29 protein-coding genes and 1 pseudogene are annotated in these 22,067 nt (G+C 63.9%); 27 read left to right on the top strand and 3 right to left on the bottom strand.

Annotation, left to right across the window (positions count from 1 at the left end):
• Positions 1 to 95 precede the first annotated feature (95 nt).
• Both APT59_RS22410 and APT59_RS10990 read left to right on the top strand, forming a co-directional pair.
• Entirely contained in the window at positions 96 to 383 is a 288-nt protein-coding gene (locus APT59_RS22410) for a hypothetical protein (protein WP_156428946.1), read from the top strand.
• 170 nt (positions 384 to 553) lie between these two features.
• Positions 554 to 904, top strand: coding sequence for a hypothetical protein (locus APT59_RS10990; protein WP_059314882.1), 351 nt, complete (start codon positions 554 to 556; stop codon positions 902 to 904).
• A 72-nt stretch (positions 905 to 976) separates the two neighbouring features.
• Here APT59_RS10990 and APT59_RS10995 read toward each other — a convergent pair whose 3' ends face one another.
• Together APT59_RS10995 and APT59_RS11000 are read right to left on the bottom strand one after the other, a co-directional pair.
• Entirely contained in the window at positions 977 to 1,990 is a 1,014-nt protein-coding gene (locus APT59_RS10995) for a phage portal protein (protein ID WP_059314883.1), read from the bottom strand.
• The gene (locus tag APT59_RS11000) at positions 1,990 to 3,777 is read right to left on the bottom strand and encodes a terminase ATPase subunit family protein (protein ID WP_059314884.1); all 1,788 of its coding nucleotides are present in this window, start codon (positions 3,775 to 3,777) and stop codon (positions 1,990 to 1,992) included. Before APT59_RS11000 ends, APT59_RS10995 begins: the two co-directional genes overlap by 1 nt.
• Positions 3,778 to 3,931: 154 nt before the next feature.
• Between APT59_RS11000 and APT59_RS11005 the strand changes: the two genes are divergently transcribed.
• The 12 genes and pseudogenes from APT59_RS11005 (at position 3,932) to APT59_RS11055 (ending at position 10,178) form a co-directional block, all read left to right on the top strand.
• Positions 3,932 to 4,777, top strand: coding sequence for a GPO family capsid scaffolding protein (locus tag APT59_RS11005; RefSeq protein WP_059314885.1), 846 nt, complete (start codon positions 3,932 to 3,934; stop codon positions 4,775 to 4,777).
• A 27-nt stretch (positions 4,778 to 4,804) separates the two neighbouring features.
• The gene (locus APT59_RS11010) at positions 4,805 to 5,821 is read left to right on the top strand and encodes a phage major capsid protein, P2 family (RefSeq protein WP_059314886.1); all 1,017 of its coding nucleotides are present in this window, start codon (positions 4,805 to 4,807) and stop codon (positions 5,819 to 5,821) included.
• Between the two features lie 3 nt (positions 5,822 to 5,824).
• A complete protein-coding gene (gene gpM, locus APT59_RS11015) occupies positions 5,825 to 6,526 on the top strand; it encodes a phage terminase small subunit (RefSeq protein ID WP_059314887.1) in 702 nt (233 codons plus the stop codon).
• Positions 6,527 to 6,628: 102 nt separating this feature from the next.
• Entirely contained in the window at positions 6,629 to 7,090 is a 462-nt protein-coding gene (locus APT59_RS11020) for a head completion/stabilization protein (RefSeq protein ID WP_059314888.1), read from the top strand.
• Positions 7,090 to 7,314 carry a tail protein X gene (locus tag APT59_RS11025; RefSeq protein ID WP_059314889.1) on the top strand — a complete coding sequence of 75 codons (225 nt, stop codon included), beginning with the start codon at positions 7,090 to 7,092 and terminating at the stop codon, positions 7,312 to 7,314. Before APT59_RS11020 ends, APT59_RS11025 begins: the two co-directional genes overlap by 1 nt.
• A gap of 22 nt (positions 7,315 to 7,336) precedes the next feature.
• Positions 7,337 to 7,651, top strand: a complete 315-nt coding sequence (locus tag APT59_RS11030; RefSeq protein WP_059314890.1) for a phage holin, lambda family — start codon at positions 7,337 to 7,339, stop codon at positions 7,649 to 7,651.
• A complete protein-coding gene (locus APT59_RS11035) occupies positions 7,648 to 8,472 on the top strand; it encodes an N-acetylmuramidase domain-containing protein (RefSeq protein WP_059314891.1) in 825 nt (274 codons plus the stop codon). The genes APT59_RS11030 and APT59_RS11035 overlap by 4 nt, the downstream gene beginning before the upstream one ends.
• Positions 8,469 to 8,675: a hypothetical protein gene (locus tag APT59_RS11040; protein ID WP_059314892.1), complete on the top strand. Its 207-nt coding sequence runs from the start codon at positions 8,469 to 8,471 to the stop codon at positions 8,673 to 8,675. The genes APT59_RS11035 and APT59_RS11040 overlap by 4 nt, the downstream gene beginning before the upstream one ends.
• Positions 8,672 to 9,025: pseudogene (locus APT59_RS22720) on the top strand (LysB family phage lysis regulatory protein); the annotation flags it as partial. The gene APT59_RS11040 and the pseudogene APT59_RS22720, both read left to right, overlap by 4 nt.
• Positions 8,949 to 9,206 carry an Rz1-like lysis system protein LysC gene (lysC, locus tag APT59_RS22640; protein WP_217265991.1) on the top strand — a complete coding sequence of 86 codons (258 nt, stop codon included), beginning with the start codon at positions 8,949 to 8,951 and terminating at the stop codon, positions 9,204 to 9,206. The pseudogene APT59_RS22720 and the gene lysC, both read left to right, overlap by 77 nt.
• Positions 9,203 to 9,733 (top strand): phage tail protein, encoded by a 531-nt coding sequence (locus APT59_RS11050; RefSeq protein WP_059314893.1) that lies wholly within the window; start codon positions 9,203 to 9,205, stop codon positions 9,731 to 9,733. The genes lysC and APT59_RS11050 overlap by 4 nt, the downstream gene beginning before the upstream one ends.
• The gene (locus APT59_RS11055; RefSeq protein WP_059314894.1) at positions 9,726 to 10,178 is read left to right on the top strand and encodes a phage virion morphogenesis protein; all 453 of its coding nucleotides are present in this window, start codon (positions 9,726 to 9,728) and stop codon (positions 10,176 to 10,178) included. The genes APT59_RS11050 and APT59_RS11055 overlap by 8 nt, the downstream gene beginning before the upstream one ends.
• A gap of 2 nt (positions 10,179 to 10,180) precedes the next feature.
• Here APT59_RS11055 and APT59_RS22415 read toward each other — a convergent pair whose 3' ends face one another.
• Positions 10,181 to 10,918 (bottom strand): hypothetical protein, encoded by a 738-nt coding sequence (locus APT59_RS22415; protein ID WP_156428947.1) that lies wholly within the window; start codon positions 10,916 to 10,918, stop codon positions 10,181 to 10,183.
• Between the two features lie 114 nt (positions 10,919 to 11,032).
• Between APT59_RS22415 and APT59_RS11060 the strand changes: the two genes are divergently transcribed.
• From APT59_RS11060 to APT59_RS11115, 13 genes are all read left to right on the top strand, one after another.
• A complete protein-coding gene (locus APT59_RS11060; protein WP_059314895.1) occupies positions 11,033 to 11,626 on the top strand; it encodes a phage baseplate assembly protein V in 594 nt (197 codons plus the stop codon).
• Entirely contained in the window at positions 11,623 to 11,967 is a 345-nt protein-coding gene (locus tag APT59_RS11065; protein WP_059314896.1) for a GPW/gp25 family protein, read from the top strand. Before APT59_RS11060 ends, APT59_RS11065 begins: the two co-directional genes overlap by 4 nt.
• On the top strand, positions 11,964 to 12,872 hold the full coding sequence (locus APT59_RS11070) for a baseplate J/gp47 family protein (protein WP_059314897.1): 909 nt from the start codon (positions 11,964 to 11,966) through the stop codon (positions 12,870 to 12,872). The genes APT59_RS11065 and APT59_RS11070 overlap by 4 nt, the downstream gene beginning before the upstream one ends.
• Positions 12,873 to 12,875: 3 nt before the next feature.
• On the top strand, positions 12,876 to 13,490 hold the full coding sequence (locus APT59_RS11075) for a phage tail protein I (RefSeq protein ID WP_059314898.1): 615 nt from the start codon (positions 12,876 to 12,878) through the stop codon (positions 13,488 to 13,490).
• On the top strand, positions 13,487 to 15,145 hold the full coding sequence (locus tag APT59_RS11080) for a phage tail protein (protein WP_059314899.1): 1,659 nt from the start codon (positions 13,487 to 13,489) through the stop codon (positions 15,143 to 15,145). The genes APT59_RS11075 and APT59_RS11080 overlap by 4 nt, the downstream gene beginning before the upstream one ends.
• Before the next feature lie 15 nt (positions 15,146 to 15,160).
• Positions 15,161 to 15,730, top strand: a complete 570-nt coding sequence (locus APT59_RS11085) for a hypothetical protein (RefSeq protein ID WP_059314900.1) — start codon at positions 15,161 to 15,163, stop codon at positions 15,728 to 15,730.
• Positions 15,727 to 16,152, top strand: coding sequence for a hypothetical protein (locus tag APT59_RS11090; protein WP_059314901.1), 426 nt, complete (start codon positions 15,727 to 15,729; stop codon positions 16,150 to 16,152). The genes APT59_RS11085 and APT59_RS11090 overlap by 4 nt, the downstream gene beginning before the upstream one ends.
• 195 nt (positions 16,153 to 16,347) lie before the next feature.
• Positions 16,348 to 17,151: a hypothetical protein gene (locus APT59_RS11095; protein WP_059314902.1), complete on the top strand. Its 804-nt coding sequence runs from the start codon at positions 16,348 to 16,350 to the stop codon at positions 17,149 to 17,151.
• Positions 17,152 to 17,257: 106 nt separating this feature from the next.
• Entirely contained in the window at positions 17,258 to 18,424 is a 1,167-nt protein-coding gene (locus APT59_RS11100; protein WP_059314903.1) for a phage tail sheath protein, read from the top strand.
• A 48-nt stretch (positions 18,425 to 18,472) separates the two neighbouring features.
• Positions 18,473 to 18,988, top strand: a complete 516-nt coding sequence (locus APT59_RS11105; RefSeq protein ID WP_059314904.1) for a phage major tail tube protein — start codon at positions 18,473 to 18,475, stop codon at positions 18,986 to 18,988.
• A gap of 57 nt (positions 18,989 to 19,045) precedes the next feature.
• Positions 19,046 to 19,351, top strand: a complete 306-nt coding sequence (locus APT59_RS11110; protein ID WP_059314905.1) for a phage tail assembly protein — start codon at positions 19,046 to 19,048, stop codon at positions 19,349 to 19,351.
• A gap of 8 nt (positions 19,352 to 19,359) precedes the next feature.
• Entirely contained in the window at positions 19,360 to 19,479 is a 120-nt protein-coding gene (locus APT59_RS22175; RefSeq protein WP_017640277.1) for a GpE family phage tail protein, read from the top strand.
• Positions 19,469 to 22,066: a phage tail tape measure protein gene (locus APT59_RS11115; protein WP_059314906.1), complete on the top strand. Its 2,598-nt coding sequence runs from the start codon at positions 19,469 to 19,471 to the stop codon at positions 22,064 to 22,066. The genes APT59_RS22175 and APT59_RS11115 overlap by 11 nt, the downstream gene beginning before the upstream one ends.
• The last annotated feature ends 1 nt before the right edge of the window (position 22,067 follow it).

Here is a 22,067-nt window from a genome sequence, read left to right on the forward strand (position 1 = left end):
CTCACCGGACCGGTGGTGATAGTGGCCACTGAACGTAAGGTGTGGGTCGACCTCCCATGCGTGAGGCCATTCTGGTCTCCTTGAGAGGTAGTCGGATGATCATCGATATGCGTACCTGGGCCCGAATAGGCGCGTCAGGCGCAAGCCCCCGCACAACGACCCCACTGTCGGTGCTGCAAAGCTCCATCAACAGCCTTCATTTGGCTAACCAGTCGCGGAAGGAACAACTCGAGCAGTTATCGGTGCAGGCCGTTGAGCCCGATCCTATTGAACCGCCAAATCCCGACACGCCTGGTATGCCAGGAACAACGGATGCCGATGAAGATGTCGATCCGGGTGAAGTCGATGACCAGGCCGGTGCAGGCGACCCCCTAAACCGTTGATACGAATGCGCTGGGGATCTTATTAACGCAGGCCTTTGCAGCTCCACTCTTGGCTGGCAAGGAAGCTTATCCGGTGCCGCAAAGATACAGTGGTCCATGCCTCCTCGGTGGTGGTGCGATGCTAAGAGCGGCAGTCATCTGACCCCTAACGGGGCATCCGAGGATAAAATATGTCCTTCTTCTTAAGCGGTATCGGAAACTTGCAGGTACTGCTGGACAATTGTCTTCAGCGCGAGCGTGACTATTTCAGTCAACCTGCAGGACAGCGTCGCTGCGCTGACCCATTCGTCTTCGTGCGAGCCGCACTTATTTACCGCAAGCGGCAGGACACGGGTGCCGAACGGGCAATCTGTGAGCGATGGGATCTCATCCTTCAAGATTTTGAGCGCCAGGCGCAGGCGGTAGAAATGACCGGACGTGATAACGCCCTGGCTCTGCAGCTGCGTAGCCGCAAGCAGCTGCTAGAACGGCGCGACGCGACGCAGATGCGATTGCTGCCGCGGCAACGGGAGACTGGGTAGACGCCTGGTTCTGATCGATAAATCAGAACGAGTAGATTCGCTATTGAGCTAGGCTAGCTCTTCGCGTAGAGCTTAATTTGTAGTGTTGACCAACTCATACTGCCGGAAGCGGATCACCTCCTCACCCAGCCAGTCGTTGACCTGAGTCAGCCGCGCCTGCAGCGGCTCCAGCTCATTCGCCGCATACACCTCCGCCGCCTCCTTAATCGAGCCGAAGCCGCCGGCATTCTGCGGCACGATCCCCATCAGCTGCGGCGGGATCCGAAGGCCGGCGAGCATGTCGTCGCGGGTGATGCTTTTGATCGAGTTGAATTCGTCCTTAGCCGCCACCTCGCTGACGGGGATCAGCTGGATGCCATCTTTCTTGCCATTGGGCGCGTAGACGAACAGGTTGCGGAAGTTGCCCGGGCCCTTGGCTGAGCGAAGTGCGGTGCGCAGGGAGTTGATGTCTTCCTCCTTCTGCGCGGCGTCGGTCATGTAGAAGATGAAGCCGGCGTGGCTGCCGTTGTTGTAGTACTTGCGCCGGAACAGCGTGGCCGACTCGTTGAGCAGCGCCGACTGCATCGCGGCCAGCCACTCGGGCATGCCGTAGATCTCCTGATTGATATCGGCCTCGCGCAGGTGGCAGATGGTGCCCTGGGCGAACTCATGTTCGTCCTGCCAGCCCCTGACCTGAAAGAAGCGGCCCTCCTCCCCTCGCCGCATGTACTTGGCTAGCGGCGGCTGCAGGCTGATCGGCGTACCCAAGCGTGACTGGCGGCGCTCCAGATAGGCGTTGCCGCACCAGAGGTAGTCCAGGGCCAACTGCTCGAAGGCAGCGCGGCTCAGCAGCGGATGCGGAATGAAGGTGCGGGCTAGAAGGTTGCGCTTGAATTTGAGCCCCGAATCCAGATAGACGCTTGCCCGAGTGGCCTTGGCCAGGCCGTCGAGGGACAGCGGCGGGTCGTAGTAGCGGCCGTTGAACCAGCACTCCAGGTAGTCGAAGACCTCGCGGCCATCGAGCACTGGCGCCGGATCGCCGAAGGTGAAGGCTTCGACGCCAGGCGCGTGGGCGGCCAGGCTGGTCAGGCAGGTGGAATCGCTCATCAGTAGATCTCCATGACGCCGGTGTTGCGGCCGGTCTGGCCCTCCAGCGGCTCGTTGTGCAGGGCATGAAAGAGGGCCCACGCGAGATCCGCGTGGCCCGTGGTGTCATTGCGGCCGGCGGTGTAGGTGAATTGCCGGCCGCTGGCGGTGGTGGTCTTGCGAATGGCCATGAGCGACTGGGCGACATCGGTCCAGCCGGCGTCGAATTCGAGCCGGCCGTTCTTGATCACGTCGTAGGCCTTGAGCACCAGGCGGGTCTTCACCTCGGGCGAGTAGCTGAAGGTGGTCAGCCCCGGGAAGAACTGGCGCACCAGCTGGGCCACGCCGCTGCCCATGCCCGTGACGTCGATCCCGATGTAGCTCACCCAGTAGCGCTGGCAGACCTGACGGATTGCCTCGGCCTGGGCGGCGAAGTCCATCCCGCGGAACTGGTGACGCTCAAGCACGCGAAACTTGCCGCCCGGTACCGCCGGCGGCGCGACCACCACCAGGCCGGCGGTGTCACCGCTCTCGGCGGGGTCATAGCCGACCCAGACCGGGCGATCACCCAGCGGCCGGGCGGCGAAAGGCTTGTAGTCCTCGGCCCACTCGACCCAGCTGTCCACCATGCAGGGCTGCAGCATGGCCAGGGGGAAGATGCTCGCGCCGTCGTCGACGAACTGGCACATCAACAGGTTCTGAAAGGCCTCGGCCGAGTATTCGAGCTTCAGCTCCTCTAAGTCGAATAGGTCGCAGCCGCGCGCCTCGGCATCGAGGATGGTGACGATCTGGCGCCAGATCCGGTCCTCGCAGAGCCGGCCCTGCTGCAGGGCGTCGTGGGAGACATCCAGCTTGAGGTGCTGGGCGACGGGCTTGCCCTTGTTGAAGCGCTCGCCGGTCCAGAAGGTGTAGGCCTCATGGGCCATGGAGCTGGGCGTCGAGAAGTAGGTGCGACGGTACTGCTTCTGCATGGCCATGCCGCTGGCCACCTTGTTCAGCTCCTCGAAGCGGAAGGTCCAGAAGAATTCGTCGAAGTAGAAATTGCCGTGGTAGCCCTGGGCGGTGCGGGCATTGGTGCCGAGGAAGTGCAGCTCGGCGCCGTTGGCCAGGATGATCGGATCCCCGGTCACCTCGACACCGCAGATCTCCCGCGCAAAGGCCTGGATATACGCCTTGAAGATATGCGCCTGGTTCTTGCTGGCCGACAGGAAGATCTGGTTGCGCCCGGTGATCAGGGCATCCAGGAAGGCCTCGCGAGCGAAGTAGTAGGTGGCGCCGATCTGCCGGCTCTTGAGGATGGCGCGGGTCCGCTGCTGGCCTGCCCGGTACCAGTCGAGCTGGTAGCCGAAGCACTGGTCGTGGAAGGCGCTCTCCAGGGCCTCGATCTGCTCCTCGGTGAATTCGTTGCGCGACGGCTTCTTCTTCGGTCCGGCATTGCGATTGTCCAGCTTGGGATTGAGCTCGGCCTCAGTACCGCCACCCTGGAAGCGCTGAATCCGCGCCTGGCGCTCTAGCTGGCGGTGCAGCAGGTCGATCTCCTTGAAGTCGCCGCCGGTCTTGGCGTCCTTGAGGATCAGCTGCACCAGGCGCGCCTCCAGCGCCCCGCCGATGCGCTCCACGTTGTCGGCCCGATCCCATTCGTCGCGGGCCTTCCAGCTATGGACAGTTTTCTCCTTCTCCTCGATTGCCTCGGCGATCTCTGTCACCCGCCAGCCCATCCAGTAGAGATGCTTGGCGCGGCGGCGCACGTCCATCAGCAGGTCGGTGGACGGGATAGGCACGGAGTCGGATTCAGGTAGGCTTTTCATGGCCGCCAGACTGCCGCCCCTGCTCCCTCCTCCATAGCGCGCGGATTTGTACAGCGCGCCGCTACAACGGCCCCTCGTTGCTGGGACGCGCGCGCGTCCCGACCATGCCCCTCATCGCCCAAGCACTCCCGCTAAGCCTTTGAGGATCCCCGGCATGGCCGACCCCAAGACCCCGAAACTTCGCTCTCCCTTCTTCCGCGTCGCTGTCGAGGGCGCCACCAGCGATGGCCGCCAGATCGAACGCGCCTGGATCGAGCAGGCCGCGGCCAGCTACAACCCCAAGACCTACGGCGCCCGCATCTGGATGGAGCACATCCGCAGCAGCGTGGCGGACAGCCCCTTCAAGGCCTACGGCGACGTGGTGGCAGTGAAGGCCGAAGAGGTCGAGATCAACGGCCAGAAGAAGCTTGCCTTGTTCGCCCAGATCGAGCCCACCGCCGACCTGGTGGCCATGAACAAGGCCAAGCAGAAGATCTACACCTCGATCGAGATCTCGCCCAAGTTCGCCGACACCGGCGCCGCCTACCTGGTCGGCCTGGGCATCACCGACAGCCCGGCCAGCCTGGGTACCGACGTGCTGTCTTTCGCCGCGGCCAATCCGGCGGCCAACCCCTATGCCAGTCGCAAGCTGCATGCGGACAACCTGTTCACCGTGGCCGAGGAGACCGCCCTCACCTTCGACGAGGTCGAGGACAAGCCCGGGCTGGGCGCCCTGCTCTTCGCCAAGGTCCAGGAGCTGCTCAAGGGCAAGGACGCGCAGACCCAGGGCGAGTTCGCCCAGTTCGGCGCCGCGGTCACCGCCGTGGCCGAGCACGTTCGCGAGCAAGACGAGCGCTTCACCCGCGCCGAGGCCGCCCTCACCGAATTGGCTGGCAAGCACAAGCAGCTGCAGACCGACTTCGCCGCCCTGCAGCTGCAGCTCAGCCAGACCCAAGACCCCAACCAACCCAAGCGCCCTCCGGTCACCGGCGGCGATGGCCAGAACCTGACCGACTGCTGATCAGCCGTTCACCTTCCGGAGAGATCCATGCGTAACGATACCCGTGTGCTGTTCAACCAATACCTGGAGCAGGTCGCCAAGCTGTCCGGCGTCTCCTCCTCCGCAGCGACCTTCGCCGTGGCGCCCACCGTCCAGCAGAAGCTGGAGACCCGCATCCAGGAGTCCAGCGAATTCCTTAGCAAGATCAACGTCATCCCCGTTGACGAGCTGATGGGCGAAAAAGTCGGCCTGGGCGTCTCCGGCACCATCGCGGGCCGCACCGACACCAGCGGCACCGCCATCCGCCAACCCCGCGAGATGCAGGCGCTCGACAATCGCGGGTACGAGTGCAAGAAAACCGACTTCGACACCGCCATCACCTACCAGCTGCTGGATACCTGGGCCAAATTCCCCGACTTCCAGTCTCGCCTGCGTGACGCCATTGTGAAGCGGCAGGCCCTGGACCGCCTGATGATCGGCTTCAACGGCACCAGCGCCGCAGCCACCACCAACCGCGCCACCAACCCGCTGCTGCAGGACGTGAACATCGGCTGGCTGCAGCAGTACCGCAGCAATGCACCGCAGCGCGTGCTGAAGTCGGGCAAGGCCGAAGGCAAGATCGTGATCGGTACCGGCAGCGACGCCGACTACAACAACCTGGACGCCCTGGTCTTCGACGCGGTCAGCAACCTGATCGACCCCTGGTACCGCAAGGATCCGGGCCTGGTGGTGATCCTTGGCCGCGACCTGGTGCACGACAAGTACTTCCCGCTGGTGAACAAGGAGCAGCCCGCCTCCGAGAAGCTGGCCACCGACGTCATCCTGGCCCAGCGCCGCATGGGCGGTCTGCAGCCGGTGGAGGTGCCGTACTGCCCGGACAACGGGATGCTCATCACCTCGCTGCAAAACCTGTCGCTGTACTACCAAACCGGTGGCCGCCGCCGCTTCGTAAAGGAGGCGCCAGAGAAGAACCGCATCGAGAACTACGAGTCGAGCAACGACGCCTACGTGGTCGAGGACTACGGCTTCGGCTGCCTGATCGAAAACATCGTGACGGGCGTGTAAGCCATGGCCTCCTCTCCCGCGAAAAGCCACTTCCAGGCAGCTGCGGCGGCGCTCGCCGCCGCGGCCGCCGGGCCGGCCGACACCATGGCGGGCCGCACCGTGTACGAGCAGCAGCTGGCCCAGCTGCTGCAGGACCGGCTGCGACTCAAGCAGGTGCAATCCACCCAGGCCAAGGCCGAACTCAAGCGGCAGCTGCTCGGCGCCTACGCTGACTATGTCAGCGGCGTGCTCGAGGGCGGCAATGGCGCCCAAGACGAAGTGCTGGTCACCGTGATGATCTGGCGCATCGATGCCGGCGAGTTCGCCGGCGCCCTGGACATCGCCGCCTACGTGCTGCGCCACGGCCTGCTGATGCCCGATCGCTTCGAGCGCACCCCGGGCTGCCTGATCGCCGAGGAAGTCGCCGAAGGCGCACTCGCAGCGCAGAAAGCCGGCCAGATCTTCGACCTGGACATCCTGGTCCGCACCGCCGTACTCACCGACGAGCACGACATGCCCGACGAGGCGCGCGCCAAGCTCTACCTGGCCATCGGCCGGGCCGAGCTGGCCGACGTCGACGAGGATCGACCAGGCCGTCCGGGCCAATTGGTCTCGGCGATCGAGATGCTGCGCAAGGCGATCGGCTTGCACGACCGCTGCGGCGGCAAGAAAGACCTGGAACGGGCCGAGCGCCTGGCCAAGAAACATGCCGCCCCTGGCGGCTAACCGAGCGGTCCCCCGCAACCCCGCCGGCTCGGGGCGGATCGGCCAGGCCTCGCCTAGGACCGTGAAGCCCCGATCACCGGCGACCCATTCGAGAGCAGCACCATGAGCGGATTCGTTGCAGGCGGCACCGTCGCCAGCGGTCAGGTGGTGTCCGACCCCTTCTGGCCGGCGATCGAGCTGGACCAGGTCCGCGCTCGGCTGCGGATCGATAGCAGCGTCAGCACGGAGAAGCTGAAAGCCGCGGTGATCGCCGCAGCCATCGGCGTCAACCGCGAGCTCGCCGGCTACCGCTTCGCCCAGTCCACCAGCGGCTACGCGACCCTGGCCGCCGTGCCCGGGCCCCAGGTCGACGGCATCAGCGAGCGCGCTCACCTGTACCTGCGCGCAATCGATGCCGCCACTGCGGCCGAGGTCGCCGAGCGATACCGCAGCTACGACAGCACCGCTAAGGGCGACAAGGATGCCGAGGCTCAGACGCCCACCATCGACGAGTACCGGCGTGATCAGCGGTGGGCCGTCCGCGACTTCCTGGGCCTGGCCCGGACCACCGTGGAGCTCATCTGATGGCCACCGTCGTGCGCGCCCAGCAAGGCGACACCCTGGACCGGATCTGCCTGCGGCACTACGGGCGTACCCGGGGCATCACCGAGGCCGCGCTCGAAGCCAACCCGGGCCTGGCCGAGCTGGGCCCCATCCTGCCAATCGGCACCCCTATCACCTTGCCAGACGCCCCCGCCCAAGCCTCTGCCGGCATTGCCACGCAGCAGCCGGTGAACCTCTGGGACTGACCCCATGCACGAGAAACCTCCTATGCCCGACCGTCCCGACACCTGGGCCTGGCTCGCCGCCTGGCTCGAACACAACTGGCCTGCGCTCTATGCCGGGCTGGTGGCTGGCGTCATTGCCGCCCTGCGCATCGCTTACGGCGGCGGCACCCTGCGCCGCGTGCTGCTCGAAGCGCCCCTCTGCGGCGCCCTGGCCCTGGCGGCGACCCATGGCCTCTCCCTGCTGGGCATCCCTGCCAGCACCGGCCCCTTCTGGGGCGGAATCATCGGCCTGCTGGGCGTCGAGGGCACTCGCGCCGCAGCCAAACGCTTCGTCGAACGCAAGGTGGAAACGCGATGAACCAGCCCAAGATCCTGATCCTCGGCGCCCACGGCCTGGCCGTGCGCGACCTGCAGAAAGCCCTGACCGCGGCCGGCTTCACCGTCGACCTGGATGGCGACTATGACGAAGGCACCGAGCACGCCGTCGAAGCCTTCCAGCGCTCTGTCGGCCTAGTCGCCGATGGCATCGCTGGCCCGAAGACCTTCGCCGCCCTGCTCGGCAAGCGTGACCTGCTCCACCTGGGCTACGCGGACCTCGAGCTCGCTGCCAAGGCCCTGGGCGTCCCCATCGCGGCCGTCCAGGCGGTCAACGAGGTCGAGTCCAAGGGCGAAGGCTTCCTGGACAACGGCAAGGTGGTGATCCTGTTCGAGCGCCACGTCTTCTACCAGCGCCTGGTCAAGGCCCACGGTCAGGCCGAGGCCGATCGCCTGGCGGCCCTCAACCCGAACCTGATCAACCCGAAGTCCGGCGGCTATGCCGGCGGTGCGGCGGAGTGGCAGCGCCTGACCTCGGCCCGGCAGATCGATGAGGCCTGTGCGCTGGAGTCGTGCAGCTGGGGCCTGTTCCAGGTCATGGGCTACCACTGGCAGGACCTGGGCTATGCCAGCGTCCAGGACTTCGTCACCCGCATGCAGGCCAGCGAGGCCGAGCAGCTCGACGCCTTCGTCCGCTTCGTCAAAGCGGAGCCCGCTCTGCTCAAGGCGCTCAAGGCCGGCAAGTGGGCCGACTTCGCCCGCGGCTACAACGGCCCGGCCTACGCCCGCAACCTCTACGACGTGAAGCTTGAGCGTGCCTTCGCCCGCTACAGCGCCGCCGCCCCGACTAAGGACGCCGCATGACACCCGTCACCGACGTGCAGCGCCTGGAGCCGCAGGATGGGGAGGTCTTCATCCTACCGGCCGGCGCGTCCTTTGAAGAAGCTGAGCGCCTCTGCGAAGCCATCCAGACCGCCAAGCCGGGCGTGCGGGCTGTCGTGGTAATCGGCGAGCTCGAACACCTGGACCAGGCGGCCATGGGCCGTGCTGGCTGGTACCGCCGATGATCAGCTGGAAGGAGAAGGCGCTCTTCGCGCTCGCCCTGGCCCTGACGATCACCGTGCTGTGCCTGACCCTCTATGGGCAGAGCCTGCGCATCGACCAGGCCAACCAGAAGCGCGAGGCTGCTGAGGACCAGGTCACCCAGCTGACCGGGGATCGCGACCACCTCACGGCCACCCTCACCGAGCAGCGGGCCGCCCAGGCCCAGCTGCAGACCACCCAAACCGACCTGCGCCGCGAGATCGATGTCCGCAAGCGCCGGATCCAGGAGCTCGAACATGAAAACGCTGAACTCAGGGCGTGGGCTGGCCAGCCTCTGCCTGCTGCTGCTCGCCGGCTGCGCCAGCGGCCCGTCCTCACCGGAGCCGCGGCTTACCGTGAGTGGCTGTCCAGTGGTAACGCGCTGCCAGCTGCCGTCGACCGCCCCGCGCAATAACGGCGAGCTCCTGGACGACAGCGAGGTCCTGGAAGCTGCCTGGGCCGACTGCGCCGCCCAGGTCGATATGGTCTATGACGCCCAGCAGGCCCACCCATGAACAAGCCCGAAAGCCTGCGCGCTCACCTGCTCGCCGCCGTCCCTGAGTTGCGCTACAGCCCTGACCGGCTGCTGGTCTTCATCGACAAGGGCAAGCTGCGCTGCACCGCGGCGGCCAGCCTGTCCTGGGAGTACGGCTACGAGCTGCAGATCATCCTGACCGACTTCGCCGGCCACCCGGACGCCGTGATGCTGCCGCTGCTGGCCTGGGTCCGGACGAATCAGTCCGAGCTGCTGGCCAACCTGGACAAGTCCGCCCAGGGCATCGGCTTCGAGGCCGACATCCTGGACAACTCCAAGGTAGATCTGGCGATCACTCTGCCCCTCACCGAGCGCGTGGTCGTGAAACGCCAACCGGACGACACCTACCAGCTGAGCCACGTACCCGAATCCCCGTACACCGAGTACCAGGAGCCGGCCACCTGGCAGGTCTTCACCGGTTGCGAGCTGCTCGCCGAGTGGCAATCCGGATCTGCCGGCGACGCCTTGGCCCTGGAAACGCCGCAGCCGGGTCGCAGCCATGGCTGACCTCGAGGCGCTGGAGACCTGGCTCTCGCCGCTCCTGCAGAAGCTCGAGAGCCGCGGCCGGGCCCAGCTGGCCCGGAAGGCTGCCCAGCAGCTGCGTCGCAGCCAGCAGCAGCGGATCCGCGCCCAGGTGAACCCGGATGGCTCACCGTTCGAGGCGAGAAAGCCGCGGGATCTACGCGGCAAGAAGGGTCGCATCAAGCGGCGCATGTTCGAGAAGCTGAAGATGGCCCGGTACCTCAAAGCCAAAGGTACGCCGCAACAGGCCGTAATTGGCTTCGCCGGCCGCGTCTCCCGCATTGCCCGCGTCCACCAGTACGGACTGAAAGACCGCGCCGAGCGCCGAGCCCCAGAGGTTCGGTATGCCCGCCGCGAACTTCTCGGCCTGTCTGATGAAGAGCTGAAAGACTTAGGCAATTCCATTCTAAATTGCCTAAGCAGAATATAGCCTCAGTTCTTATCAGGCTTAGACACAGCCCATTCCACCTTCGCAATTGGAACTGTAACTACATCACCATCCTTATACAAAGCACAAAAAACAGCAGAGCATTCAATTATTTTATACTCTTGGTCAGTTGCGCCCTTGGGATCCTTTAAAAATATCACAGGCGAATCTTTAAACTTCCCCTTTAAATCCTCTCTGGCCTGATCGCGGCCAACCTCTAAAAACGGACTAATAAGAAAGGCTAGCAACATTGCAAACATCAATAGCAAAAAAAATATAACGTAAATCGAAGAGAAAAACATCAGACCAGACTTTGCGACCGTTTTTAACCAAGATGTCTTTTTGGGCCCATTATTCTTTTTAAGCTCTTTCTCTTCGGACTTTTTTCCAAAGTAGACTATGGTCCCCACAAGAATTATAAAAACGATCGAAAATCCTGCCAGCTTGAGCCAGTCACTTAAGGGCCATCGCTCCAAGCCATTAAGATACCCTACAATCGCATTTATCCACGCCACAGCCGAAAGCACTGCAGCATCACTACCCTGCAGCGGAAACATCGAAGAAGATAAGTTTAAATAGCTCAAGTAGCCATCATGATAAGCCCGACCATTTAGATATGAAATAGCAGTTGCCACAGCCAAAAGGAGCGTTACAGCAGCACTTACATCCAAAACAGATCGTCCGCCCTTATTACCTGACCCGCCCGAGGACGGCTCGATGTTGCTATCTCCAGCTTCCGACATATCCACCTCTCTAAGATTTAATCTTCACCTGTAAGCAGGCATTAAATTTGTAGCTGTGTTTCCTACAAAGTCAAAGAACTGCCTGAAAATTGTACCGTTGTCATGATCCCTGGCATGACAGATACCGCCGCCCTCTCCCGCCTCATCGAGAACCTGATTCGCCTTGGCACCGTAGCCGAGGTCGACCACGGCAATCTCCAAGACAAACGCCCTGCCCGGATTCGGGTTCAGAGCGGCGAGCTGCTGACCGGCTGGCTGCCCTGGACCGCCCTGCGCGCCGGCACCACCCGCGACTGGGATCCGCCCACCGTGGGCGAGCAGGTCCTGGTCCTCAGCCCCAGCGGCCAGACCACCCAGGGCGTCGCCATCACCGGCCTTTTCAGCACGTTCATTCCTGCCAACGGCGATCGAGCCGGCCTGCACCGCCGCACCTACCCGGACGGCGCCGTAGTCGAGTACGACAGCGAAGCCCACCGCCTGCGCGCCGTCCTGCCCGAGGGCGGCGTCACCGACCTGACCAGCACCGGCGGCATCAACATCATCGGGCCGATCAACCACCAGGGCGACTACACCCAGACCGGCAACCAGAACGTCACCGGCAAGGTGGTCGTCAGCGAGGATGTGATTGCTGCAGGCATCAGCTTGGTCAAGCACCCGCACGGCGGTGTCCAGCCAGGCAGTGGCAAGTCCGGAGCGCCCACGGCATGAACCGTAGCACCGGCCTGACCGTCACCGACCTCGAGCACCTGCAGCAGTCCGTGGCCGACATCCTCACCACGCCCATCGGCAGCCGCCTGATGCGCCGGGACTACGGCTGTGACCTGTTCAGCCTCATCGACCAGCCCCTCAACGGCGCTCTCGCCCTGCAGGCCAAGGCGGTGATCGTGATCGCCCTGCTGCGCTGGGAGCCGCGCATCAACCTCACCCGCATCGCCCTGGAGCTGGGCGACAAGTCCGGCCAGGCCTTCGTCGACCTCGAGGGCTACAGCACCGTGACCAACACCGCCGTCAGCCTGCGGGCTCTGCTCACCCTGGGAGGCACCAGGTGACTACCTTCACCCCAATCGATCTCAGCCAACTGCCGGATCCAGCCGTCGTCGAAGCGCTCGACTTCGAGACCCTGCTCGCCGCGCGCAAGGCCAAGGTGGTCAGCCTCTGGCCCGTAGCCGAGCAGGCCGCCATTTCCGCCCGCCTGGAGCTGGAATCCGAGCCGCTGACCAAGCTGCTGCAAGAGAACGTCTATCGTGAGCTGCTGCTGCGCCAGCGGGTCAACGAGGCCGCACTGGCTACCATGCTGGCAAAAGCCACCGGTACCGACCTTGAGCAGATCGCTGCCGGCGTCAACCTGACCCGCCTGGCTGTCACTCCGGCCAACCCTAGCGCGGTGCCGCGCACTGCAGCCGTGATGGAAACGGACGATGCCCTGCGCGAACGCGTCCAGATGGCCTGGGAAGGCCTCAGCGTCGCCGGCCCGCGCAATGCCTACATCCTGCATGCCCGCAACGCCAGCGGCCTGGTGGCCGATGCCAGCGCCACCAGCCCGAGCCCGGCCGCCGTGACCGTTACGGTCCAGGCCCTGACCGGCGACGGCGCCGCTTCGGCAGAGCTGCTGGCTATCGTCAGCAAGGCGCTCAACGACGAAGACGTCCGCCCGGTGGGCGATCGTCTCACCGTGCAATCGGCGCAGATCCTGCGCTACCAGGTAACGGCGATCCTGCACCTGGCTAACACCGGCGCCGAGGCCGAGGTCATCCTGGCCACCGCCAAGGCGAACCTCACCACCTACGTCAACCAGCGCCGTCGCCTGGGCGTACGAATCCCGCGCTCCGGCATCGATGCCGCCCTCCACGTCGCCGGCGTGGCCTGGGTCGAGCTGGTCGGCTGGCAGGACATCACCCCTACCGAAGCTCAGGCGGCCTACTGCACCGCCACCAGCGTCACCGTAGGGAGTTGAGGCATGACAGCCCTGCTCCCACCTAATAGCACCCGCCTGGAACGCCTAGCCGCCGAGGCGCTGGCCAGCATCGGCGACGTGCCGGTCCCGCTACGCGACCTGGGAGACCCCGACCGCTGTCCGGTGGCCCTGCTGCCCTATCTGGCCTGGGCCCGCTCGGTCGATCGCTGGGACAGCGCCTGGAGCGAGGCTACCAAGCGCCAGGTCATCAAGTCGGCCTACTTCGTCCACGCCCACAAAGGGACCATCGGTGCCCTGCGCCGGGTGGTCGAGCCGCTCGGCTATCTGATCCGTGTCCGCGAGTGGTGGCAGGAAAACCCGAGCGGCACGCCCGGCACCTTCCGCCTGGACATCGGCGTCCTGGACACCGGCATCACCGAGGCCATGTACGACGCGTTGTCGCTCCTGATCGACGACGCCAAGCCGGTCAGCCGCCACCTCCTGGGGCTTGCCATCAGCCTCGAAGCCCGCGGCCCGGTCGGCCCACGCCTGGCCGCCTATGAGGGCGAAATCCTCACCGTCTACGCCTACCAACCCGAAGCCATTGTCGTCAGCAGCCGAGCCTTGCTGGGCGGCGGTGGCACCCACGCCATCGACACCCTGAGCATCTACCCATGAGCCAGACCTACTACGCCATCCTCACCGCCATCGGCGAGGCCAAGCTCGCCAACGCCGCCGCACTCAACACCACCCTCAAACTCGCCAAGATGGCGGTGGGCGATGGCGGCGGCGTTGTCCCCACCCCCAACCGCAGCCAGACGGCGCTGGTCGGCGAGTGGTACCGCGCCGGCCTCAATACCCTGGCCGTGGATCCCAACAACACCAGCCAGATCATCGCCGAGCTGGTGATCCCGGAAGCCACCGGCGGCAGCTGGATCCGCGAGATGGGCCTCATCGATGCGGACGGCAACCTCATCGCGGTCGCCAACACCCCGCCCAGCTACAAGCCGCAGCTGGCCGAGGGCTCCGGCCGCACCCAGGTGCTGCGCATGGTCCTGGTCGTCAGCAGCACCAGCGCTGTGGAGCTCAAGATCGATCCCAGCGTGGTGCTGGCCACCCGGCAGTACGTCGACGACGCCATCACCGTGGCCGTCAACCGCCTGGACAACAAGCAATCGGTGCGCGTGGCCACCACGGCGAATCTGGCCCTGTCCGGTACGCCTACCGTCGACGGCATCGCGCTGGCCGTGGGCGATCGGATCCTGGTCAAGAACCAGGACACCGCCAGCCAGAACGGGCTGTACCTGGTCGCGGCCGGCACCTGGAACCGCGCCCTGGATGCCGACGCCAGCAGCGAGGTCACTCCAGGCTTGACCGTCTACGTCGAGCAGGGCACCGCCCAGGCCGACACCATCTGGAAGCTGGTCACCGATGCGCCCATCACTCTGGGTACCACGGCGCTGAGCTTCACCGATATCACCAGCGGCTACGCTCCGCTAAGGTCGCCGGCGTTCACCGACAAGCCAACGGCGCCGCTGCCCTCGCAGTTCGACTCCTCGAACCTCCTGGCCACTACCGAGCACATCCGGCGCGCGGCGCTCCACTATCGCGCCCTGCCCAGTCTCTCGGCAGCGACCGCGCTGACGCTCGACCACCTCGGCGCCCTGATCCTCGCCGGCGCTGCAACCACCTTCACCTTGACGCTGCCGGCTATTTCTCTAGCGCGGTATCCGAAAGCCCAAGGTGCTGCCCTGTGTATCGCGGCGACAACCGCCGCCGGCGTGACCATCGCTGCGCCTGGAGAAGTGGCCATCACTACGGCGTCCGGTGAGTCCATCGCGAGCCTAACGCTCGGCCAGAACGACACCGCCGAGTTCGTATTCCTCAACGAAGGGGAATGGCGGCTGGTAGGTGGCTCGGTTGCCGATGGCTATGCCAATACGCTGCTACGCCGTACTCGCTCGATCATGGCGTCCATTACCTCTGGCGGCACCCCAGCGGCCAACCAAGCCTTCCGATGGACCAAAACCTATCCGGCTTTCAGAGCGCCTTGCGACGGTATGGTCCTGGCTGTCAGCCATCTCAATATGGGTAACACCCCCCAAGCCAGCATCAGCAATGTCGCCAAGATCACCGGAAGCACGTCAGGCAGTTTCTCGACAGGTGACAGCACGCCATTACCTATGAGCGACATCGCTGGGGTAGCTGTGGTGCGCGGTGAAACCGTGACGGTGTCGTGTGAGGCGTCAGGTTCAGCCACGTCGGTGACCTGGCCCTCTCTCACACATAACACCGCCTACTGGTTCATCCCATCCAACAACCTCGCCCTCTGACCAGGAGCCCCGACCATGCTCTACGCCATCCAATTCGACGTCCAGGGTCAACCACTCGCTCAATGCCTGTACCGCCTTGATAGTTACGACGCCTTCGAGTTGCCAGCCGACCAGCACGAATGCACCGAGGCCCAGTACCACGACTACGCCAGTCAGCGCCTGGTCAGCGGCAAGGTTCGGCTCGCGAGTGAGGCGGATCTTCTACCTGCCGCTGTCGCCGCACGCCTCGCCGTCATTGCCGAGGCGTGCAACACCACCATCCTCGAAGGCTTCGCGTCCAAGGCACTCGGCGCCGAACATCGCTACCCGGCCAAGTTGACCGACCAGAGCAACCTACAGGCGTCTGTGCTGGCCTCTCTCTTCCCCGGCCTGGCCGAAGATTGGGCCACCCCCTTCTGGTGCCAGGACGCCGCCGGCTCCTGGGCGTACCGGCCCCACACCGCTGCCCAGATCCAGCGGGTAGGCACCGATGGCAAGGACGCTATCAATGCCTGCATCGCCCAGAAGATCCAGCTCGAGGAGCAACTAGCCAAGGCCAAGACGCTGGCCGAGGTCGAGGCCATCACCTGGACGGCGCCGCAGTGATCCGCCTGGCCCTGTACAGGGCGCCGGGCGACACCTACGACCGTCTCATCCGCGCCTGGACCCGCAGCCCCTACTCGCATTGCGAGCTGGTGATGCCGGACGGTCGCTTTGTCACCAGCTCGCCCCGGGACGGAGGCGTGCGGGCCAAGGTGATCGCTCAGGATCCAGCGGTGTGGGACTTCCTGCCCCTACCCTGGATCCAAGCCGCTCACGTCGAGCAGCTGCTCGAGCAGGAAGCCGGCGCCGGCTACGACTGGCTCGGCATTCTCGGCAGCCAGATCCTGCCTGCCGGCATCCAGAGCCGGTCGCGGTGGTTTTGTTCGGAGTTTTGCGCACACGCCCTCGACGTGAAACAGCCGCACCGATACAGCCCAGGGAAGTTGGCTGCGACTAGCCGCCGTGTTCCAAATCTTCCTGCGTGATAACACTGCTTCTAACAGCACCAGTTCATCCCTAACCCGCGAAACTTCAGTCGAACATGGCATACATACTTCACCAGCACGTTGGTTGAGAAGCCGCTCTCAAATTTTCTACAAATAATGGCCCTTGGAGTTGTTACCATCCGGAAAGCTGGAAGCCTGCAGCAATAGACATCAAAGCCATGGAATATGACCTTAATGGACCACCCAGAAATCAAGCAACTTGCCAAGAACTATAGAAAAACTTTCGGCTATGAATTTAATAGCACAGCCAAAAGAGATCCAAAACTATACATATCTTTGTCTGCGCTCCTAATGATGATCCTCTGCCTTGCTCTGCTGCTATGGGATGCATCATTCCTATCACCAGACACCTTCTTTGTACTGATGTTAGTTTTTGAACTAACATTTATGCTTTTCCTAGCCCTCCATGGAGAGTCTCAGAAGGATAAAAAAACGGAGGTTTTCCGCAACTCATTAAACCTCGACAAAAACTTAACGACAGTCGAGCTTAAAGAGAAATGGATTTCCCTAAATCTTAAATACAGCAAAAGAGACTACTTCGAACTGGTTGAGGGAATTGAGAAAATTCAGGATTATTTAAAATCAAACCAAACTAAAAACCAATCTTATTTTGACCATTATATCAAGCTAGTAACGAGCTGGAGCAAGCCACTCAAGGTCTTAATGCTAAGCATCTTGGTTCCTCTTACCCTTTTCATTTTGAAGGCTACTCTAAAGAAAGAAAGCTGGACCACTTCAATTACATCCATCATGACCCCACCGAATTTCCAAATCGTAACGTTATGGGTATTCGGCATTGTGGTAGCCGGAGCAATAATATCCTTCCTCATGAGTATGGTTGCGTTGGCATTCGACTATCATCAGGACTTTAAAAAAGTTAAGGGCTGCAGTGAATCCAGCCTGGAGATACTAAAATATGACCTTGTTCGTTTTTCTGAAATAAAAATTGATAGCGAATCAGACAAGACAACTAAGTAGATTTTTTTTGTAGCGATGTTTATAACAAAAGCGGCCTAAGGAAAAGCTCAACTCAATCCGCCAGCCTGTGCAGCGTCACCTACCCACCTGCGCAGGCTTACCCCCCATGGCTGACTACCATCACGGCACGCGAGTCCAAGAGATCAATCAGGGCACGCGGTCCATCTCCACCGTTTCTACCGCCATCGTTGGCATGGTCTGCACCGGCAGCGATGCCGATGCCACCGCCTTCCCACTCAACACCCCGGTCCTGCTGACCAATGTCCAGGGCGCGGTCGGCAAGGCCGGCAACAAAGGCACGCTCGCGGCCTCCCTGCAGGCCATCGCCGACCAGGCCAAGCCCATGACCGTCGTAGTACGCGTGGCCGAAGGCACCACCGCGGCTGAGACCACGTCCAATATCATCGGCGGCGTCACCGCAGGTAGATACACCGGCATGAAGGCCCTGCTCGCCGCCAAGGCGCAGCTCGGCGTGGTGCCCCGCATCTTGGGCGTGCCAGGCCTGGACACCCAGCCCGTCACCACCGCCCTGGTGGCCATCGCCAAACAGCTGCGTGGCTTCGTCTACGCCAACTGCAACGGCTGCGCCACCAATGAAGAGGCCGTCGCCTACCGCAACCAGTTCGGCGCCCGCGAGCTCATGCTGCACTGGCCGGAATTCCTGGCCTGGTCCACCACCGAGAACAAGACCGTTACCGTCAACGCCACCGCCCGGGCCCTGGGCCTGCGCGCGCAGCTGGACCGCGACATCGGCTGGCACAAGACCCTGTCCAACGCCACCGTCGAGGGCGTGACTGGCATCAGCAAGGATGTGTTCTGGGATCTGCAGGACACCGCCACCGACAGCGACTACCTCAACAGCAACGAGGTGACCACGCTGATCAACCACGACGGCTATCGCTTCTGGGGCTCGCGCACCTGCAGCGAGGATCCGCTCTTCGCCTTCGAGAACTACACCCGCACCGCCCAGGTGCTGGCCGACACCATGGCCGAGGCGCATTTCTGGGCCGTGGACAAGCCGATGCACCCGAGCCTGGTGCGCGACCTGGTCGAGGGCATCAACGCCAAGTTTCGCGAGCTGACCCGCCAGGGCTACCTGCTGGGCGGCGAGTGCTGGTACGACGCCGACGCCAACGAGAAGGAGTCGCTCAAGGCCGGCAAGCTCTTCCTGGACTACGACTACACCCCCGTCCCGCCGCTGGAAGACCTGACCCTGTGCCAGCGCATCACCGATCGCTTCCTGGCTGACTTCGCGACCCGCGTGAACGCCTGATCCTGACCACTCGGCGCCCCCTGTGGCGCCCTCTGGAGAGCTGCCCCCATGGCCATGCCCCGCAAACTCAAGAACCTCAACCTCTTCAACGACGGCAACAGCTACCTCGGCATCGCCAAGGGCTGCACCCTGCCGCCCTTGGGCCGCAAGATGGAAGCCTTCCGCGGCGCCGGCATGAACGGCCCGGTCAAGGCCGACCTCGGTTTCTCTGATGACGGCATTCAGCTGGAATGGACTCTCGGCGGCCTGGATCTCGTCGCCCTAAAGCAATTCGGCGCCGTGGGCGCCGCAGCCGTACCCCTGCGCTTCGCCGGCGCCTACCAGCAGGACGACACCGGCGACGTCAGCGCGGTGGAAATCGTCGTCCGCGGCCGCCACGAAACCATCGACATGGGCGAGGCCACGCCCGGTGAAGACACCGAGCACAAGATCACCACCACGTGCAGCTACTACAAGCTGATCGTGGACGGCCAAACCGTTATCGAGATCGACCTCCTGGCCTTCGTCGAGAACGTCGGCGGTGAAGATCGCCTGGCCAAGCAGCGCGCCGTCCTCGGCATCTGACCCCTTTCTCGGCCCGCTCTGGCGGGCAAGCCCTAGCCTATTACCTGGAGTACCACCATGAGCACCACCACCCCTGAGAACGTCGTCGTCCTAGACCAGCCGATCGTCCGCGGCGAAACCACCATCGAGCAGATCACCTTACGCAAGCCCAACGCCGGCGAGCTGCGCGGCATCACCCTGTCCGACCTGCTGCAGTTGGACGTCAACGCCATCGTTCGCGTGACCCCGCGTATCAGTCAGCCCACCCTCACCGAGGCGGAGCTGCGCGCTATGGATCCGGCCGACTTGGTCGACGTGGGTGGGAAGATCGCTGGTTTTTTGCTGAAGAAGTCCGACAAGGCGGCGCTCTACCCCGCCACGTAGAGGATGCGATGGCGGATCTCGCCATCACCTTCCACTGGCACCCCGCTCAGCTCGACCAGCTGAGCGTTTCCGAACTGATGGACTGGCGCGAACGCGCCCGCAAGCGAGTCTCCCCCGATGGCCAATGACCTGCAGATCCGCGTCCTCCTGTCCGCCCTGGACAAGGTCACGGCCCCGCTCAAACGCATCGCCGGGGGCGGCAACGCGACCGCCCGGGCGCTCAAGGCTGCCCGGGACCGGGTCAAGGAGCTCAACCAGCAGCAGCAAGACATCAGCGCCTACCAGCGCCAGCGCGAGGCCGTGCGCCAGAGCGCCGAGGCCCTGGCCAAAGGCCAGGAGAAGCTGCGCGGGTATCGGCAGGACCTCAAAGCTATGGACGCACCCTCGGCGGCGTTCCAGAAGCGCTTCGCCAACGTTGCGGCCGAGGTCGATCGCCTGCAGGCCAAACATACCGCCCAGCGAACCGAGCTGCAGCGCCTGCTGCCGATCATGCGCTCGGCCGGTGTCGATACCCGCGATCTTGGCGGTGCGCAGGCACGCCTGCAGGCGCAACTCACCAGCGCCAATGCGGCAATCGACACCCAGCGGGGCAAGCTCGAGCGCCTGAACCGCATGCAGGAGAAGCTGGCCAGCGCACGCGGCAAGCTCAAGCGCGGCCAGGAGTTCGCCGGCAACGCCGCCATGGCCGGCGCCAGCTCGGCTGCCACGGGCGCCGCGATCGGCGGCCCGGTGCTCGGCATGATCAAGGCCTTCGCTCCGGCCGAGGACGCCGCCACCCAGCTGCGCGCCTCGCTGATGCTGAGCGACGGCACCGCCCCCAGGGAATTCAAGGAGATCTCCGACCTGGCAACGCGCCTGGGCGATCGTCTGCCCGGTACCACGGCTGAATTCCAGGAAATGATGACCATGCTGGTGCGCCAGGGGATGTCAGCCAAGACCATCCTCGGCGGCATGGGCGAAGCCGCCGCCTACCTGGGCGTCCAGCTCAAGATGCCGGTCACCGAGGCGGCTGAGTTCGCCGCCAAGATGCAGGACGCCACCCGCACCAGCGAGAAGGACCTCATGGGCCTGATGGACACCATCCAGCGCGGCTTCTACCTGGGCGTCGACTCCAACAACATGCTCGAAGGCTTCAGCAAGATCAGCCCGGCGCTAGACATCATCAAGAAGGAAGGCCTCGAGGCGGCCAACGCGCTTGCCCCCTTGCTGATCCAGCTCGACCAGACCGGCATGGAAGGCGGCGCCGCCGGCAACGCCCTGCGCAAGATCTTCCAGATGGGTATGGATACGGACAAGGTAGGCAAGGCGAACAAGGGCCTCAAGGACAAGGGCATCAAGCTGGACTTCACCGACGGCAAGGGCGAATTCGGCGGCATGGATAAGCTCTACGCCCAGCTGGACAAGCTGAAGGGGCTCAATACCGAGACCCGCCTGGGCGTGCTGAAACAGGTCTTCGGCGACGACTCCGAGACTCTCACCGCACTCAACAACATGATGTCCAAGGGCCTGGCCGGCTACCAGGAAGTCCAAGGCAAGATGAAGGCCCAGGCCGACCTGCAGATGCGCGTCAACGAGCAGTTGGGCACCCTCTCCAACACCTGGGAGGCCGCGACGGGCGCCTTCACCAACGCCCAGTCCGAATTCGGCGCCGCCGTTGCGCCCCAGCTCAAGCAAATCATCACCTGGCTGGGTGACCTCGCCGGCAAAACCGGCGCCTGGGCCCGCGAGAATCCAGTCCTCGCCGGCAACCTGGTCAAGGTAGCCGCGGTGCTGTCTGCCGTCTCGATCGCCTTCGGTACCATCGCCCTGGGCGTCGCCGGCGTGCTTGGTCCCTTCCTCGCGCTGCGCTTCATGCTCGCCCAGGTCGGCATCCGCCTGCCGAGCCTGATCGGCCTGCTATTCGATCTCGGCAAGACCGCCCTGCCCCTGGTGGCCACCGGCTTCCGGTTGCTAAATGCCGCCGTGATGGCCAACCCCATCGCCGCGGTCATTCTCGGCCTGGTCACTGCGGGCGCCTTGCTCTACGCCAACTGGAGCACTGTTGGCCCGTGGTTCAGAGGGTTATGGGAAGAGATGAAGATAGGAGCCAGGGGTGGTATTGCTGGGATTGCCAAGCTGATCTTGGACTTCTCGCCGATTGGCCTCTTCTACCGCGCCTTTGCGGCAGTGATGACCTACTTCGGCGTCGAGCTCCCCACCAAATTCACCGACCTCGGCGGGATGATGATGCAGGGCCTGGTCAACGGCATCACCAACGGCCTGGGCGCGGTGAAAAACGCCGTCATGGGCGCCGGCGAGAGCGCAATCAACTTCTTCAAGGAGAAGCTCGACATCCACTCGCCATCCCGCGTCTTCGCCTCCCTGGGTGAATTCACCATGCAGGGCCTGGCCATAGGCTTAGGCAAGGGTGAAGGCAGTCCGCTAGCCCAGATCGTCGACACCGCCAAGCGTATCGCCAGTGCCGGCGCGGTGGCCCTGGGCATCGGTACTGCCGCCACTCCGGCGCTGGCCAACGGCATCACCTTCGACGACCGCTCCGCGATGTCCGCCGCAGCGCCCGCGGCACCCGCAGGCGGCGACGTCTACAACATCACCATCAACGCAGGCACCGGTATGGACGCCCAAGCGATCGCCCGCGAGGTCCAAGCTGCCCTCACCCGCATCGAGAACCAGAAGGCCGCCCGCGGCCGCAGCAGCCTCAGAGACAGGACCTGAC

The organism is Pseudomonas oryzihabitans, assembly GCF_001518815.1.
GTDB classification, from domain to species: Bacteria; Pseudomonadota; Gammaproteobacteria; order Pseudomonadales; family Pseudomonadaceae; genus Chryseomonas; species Chryseomonas oryzihabitans_E.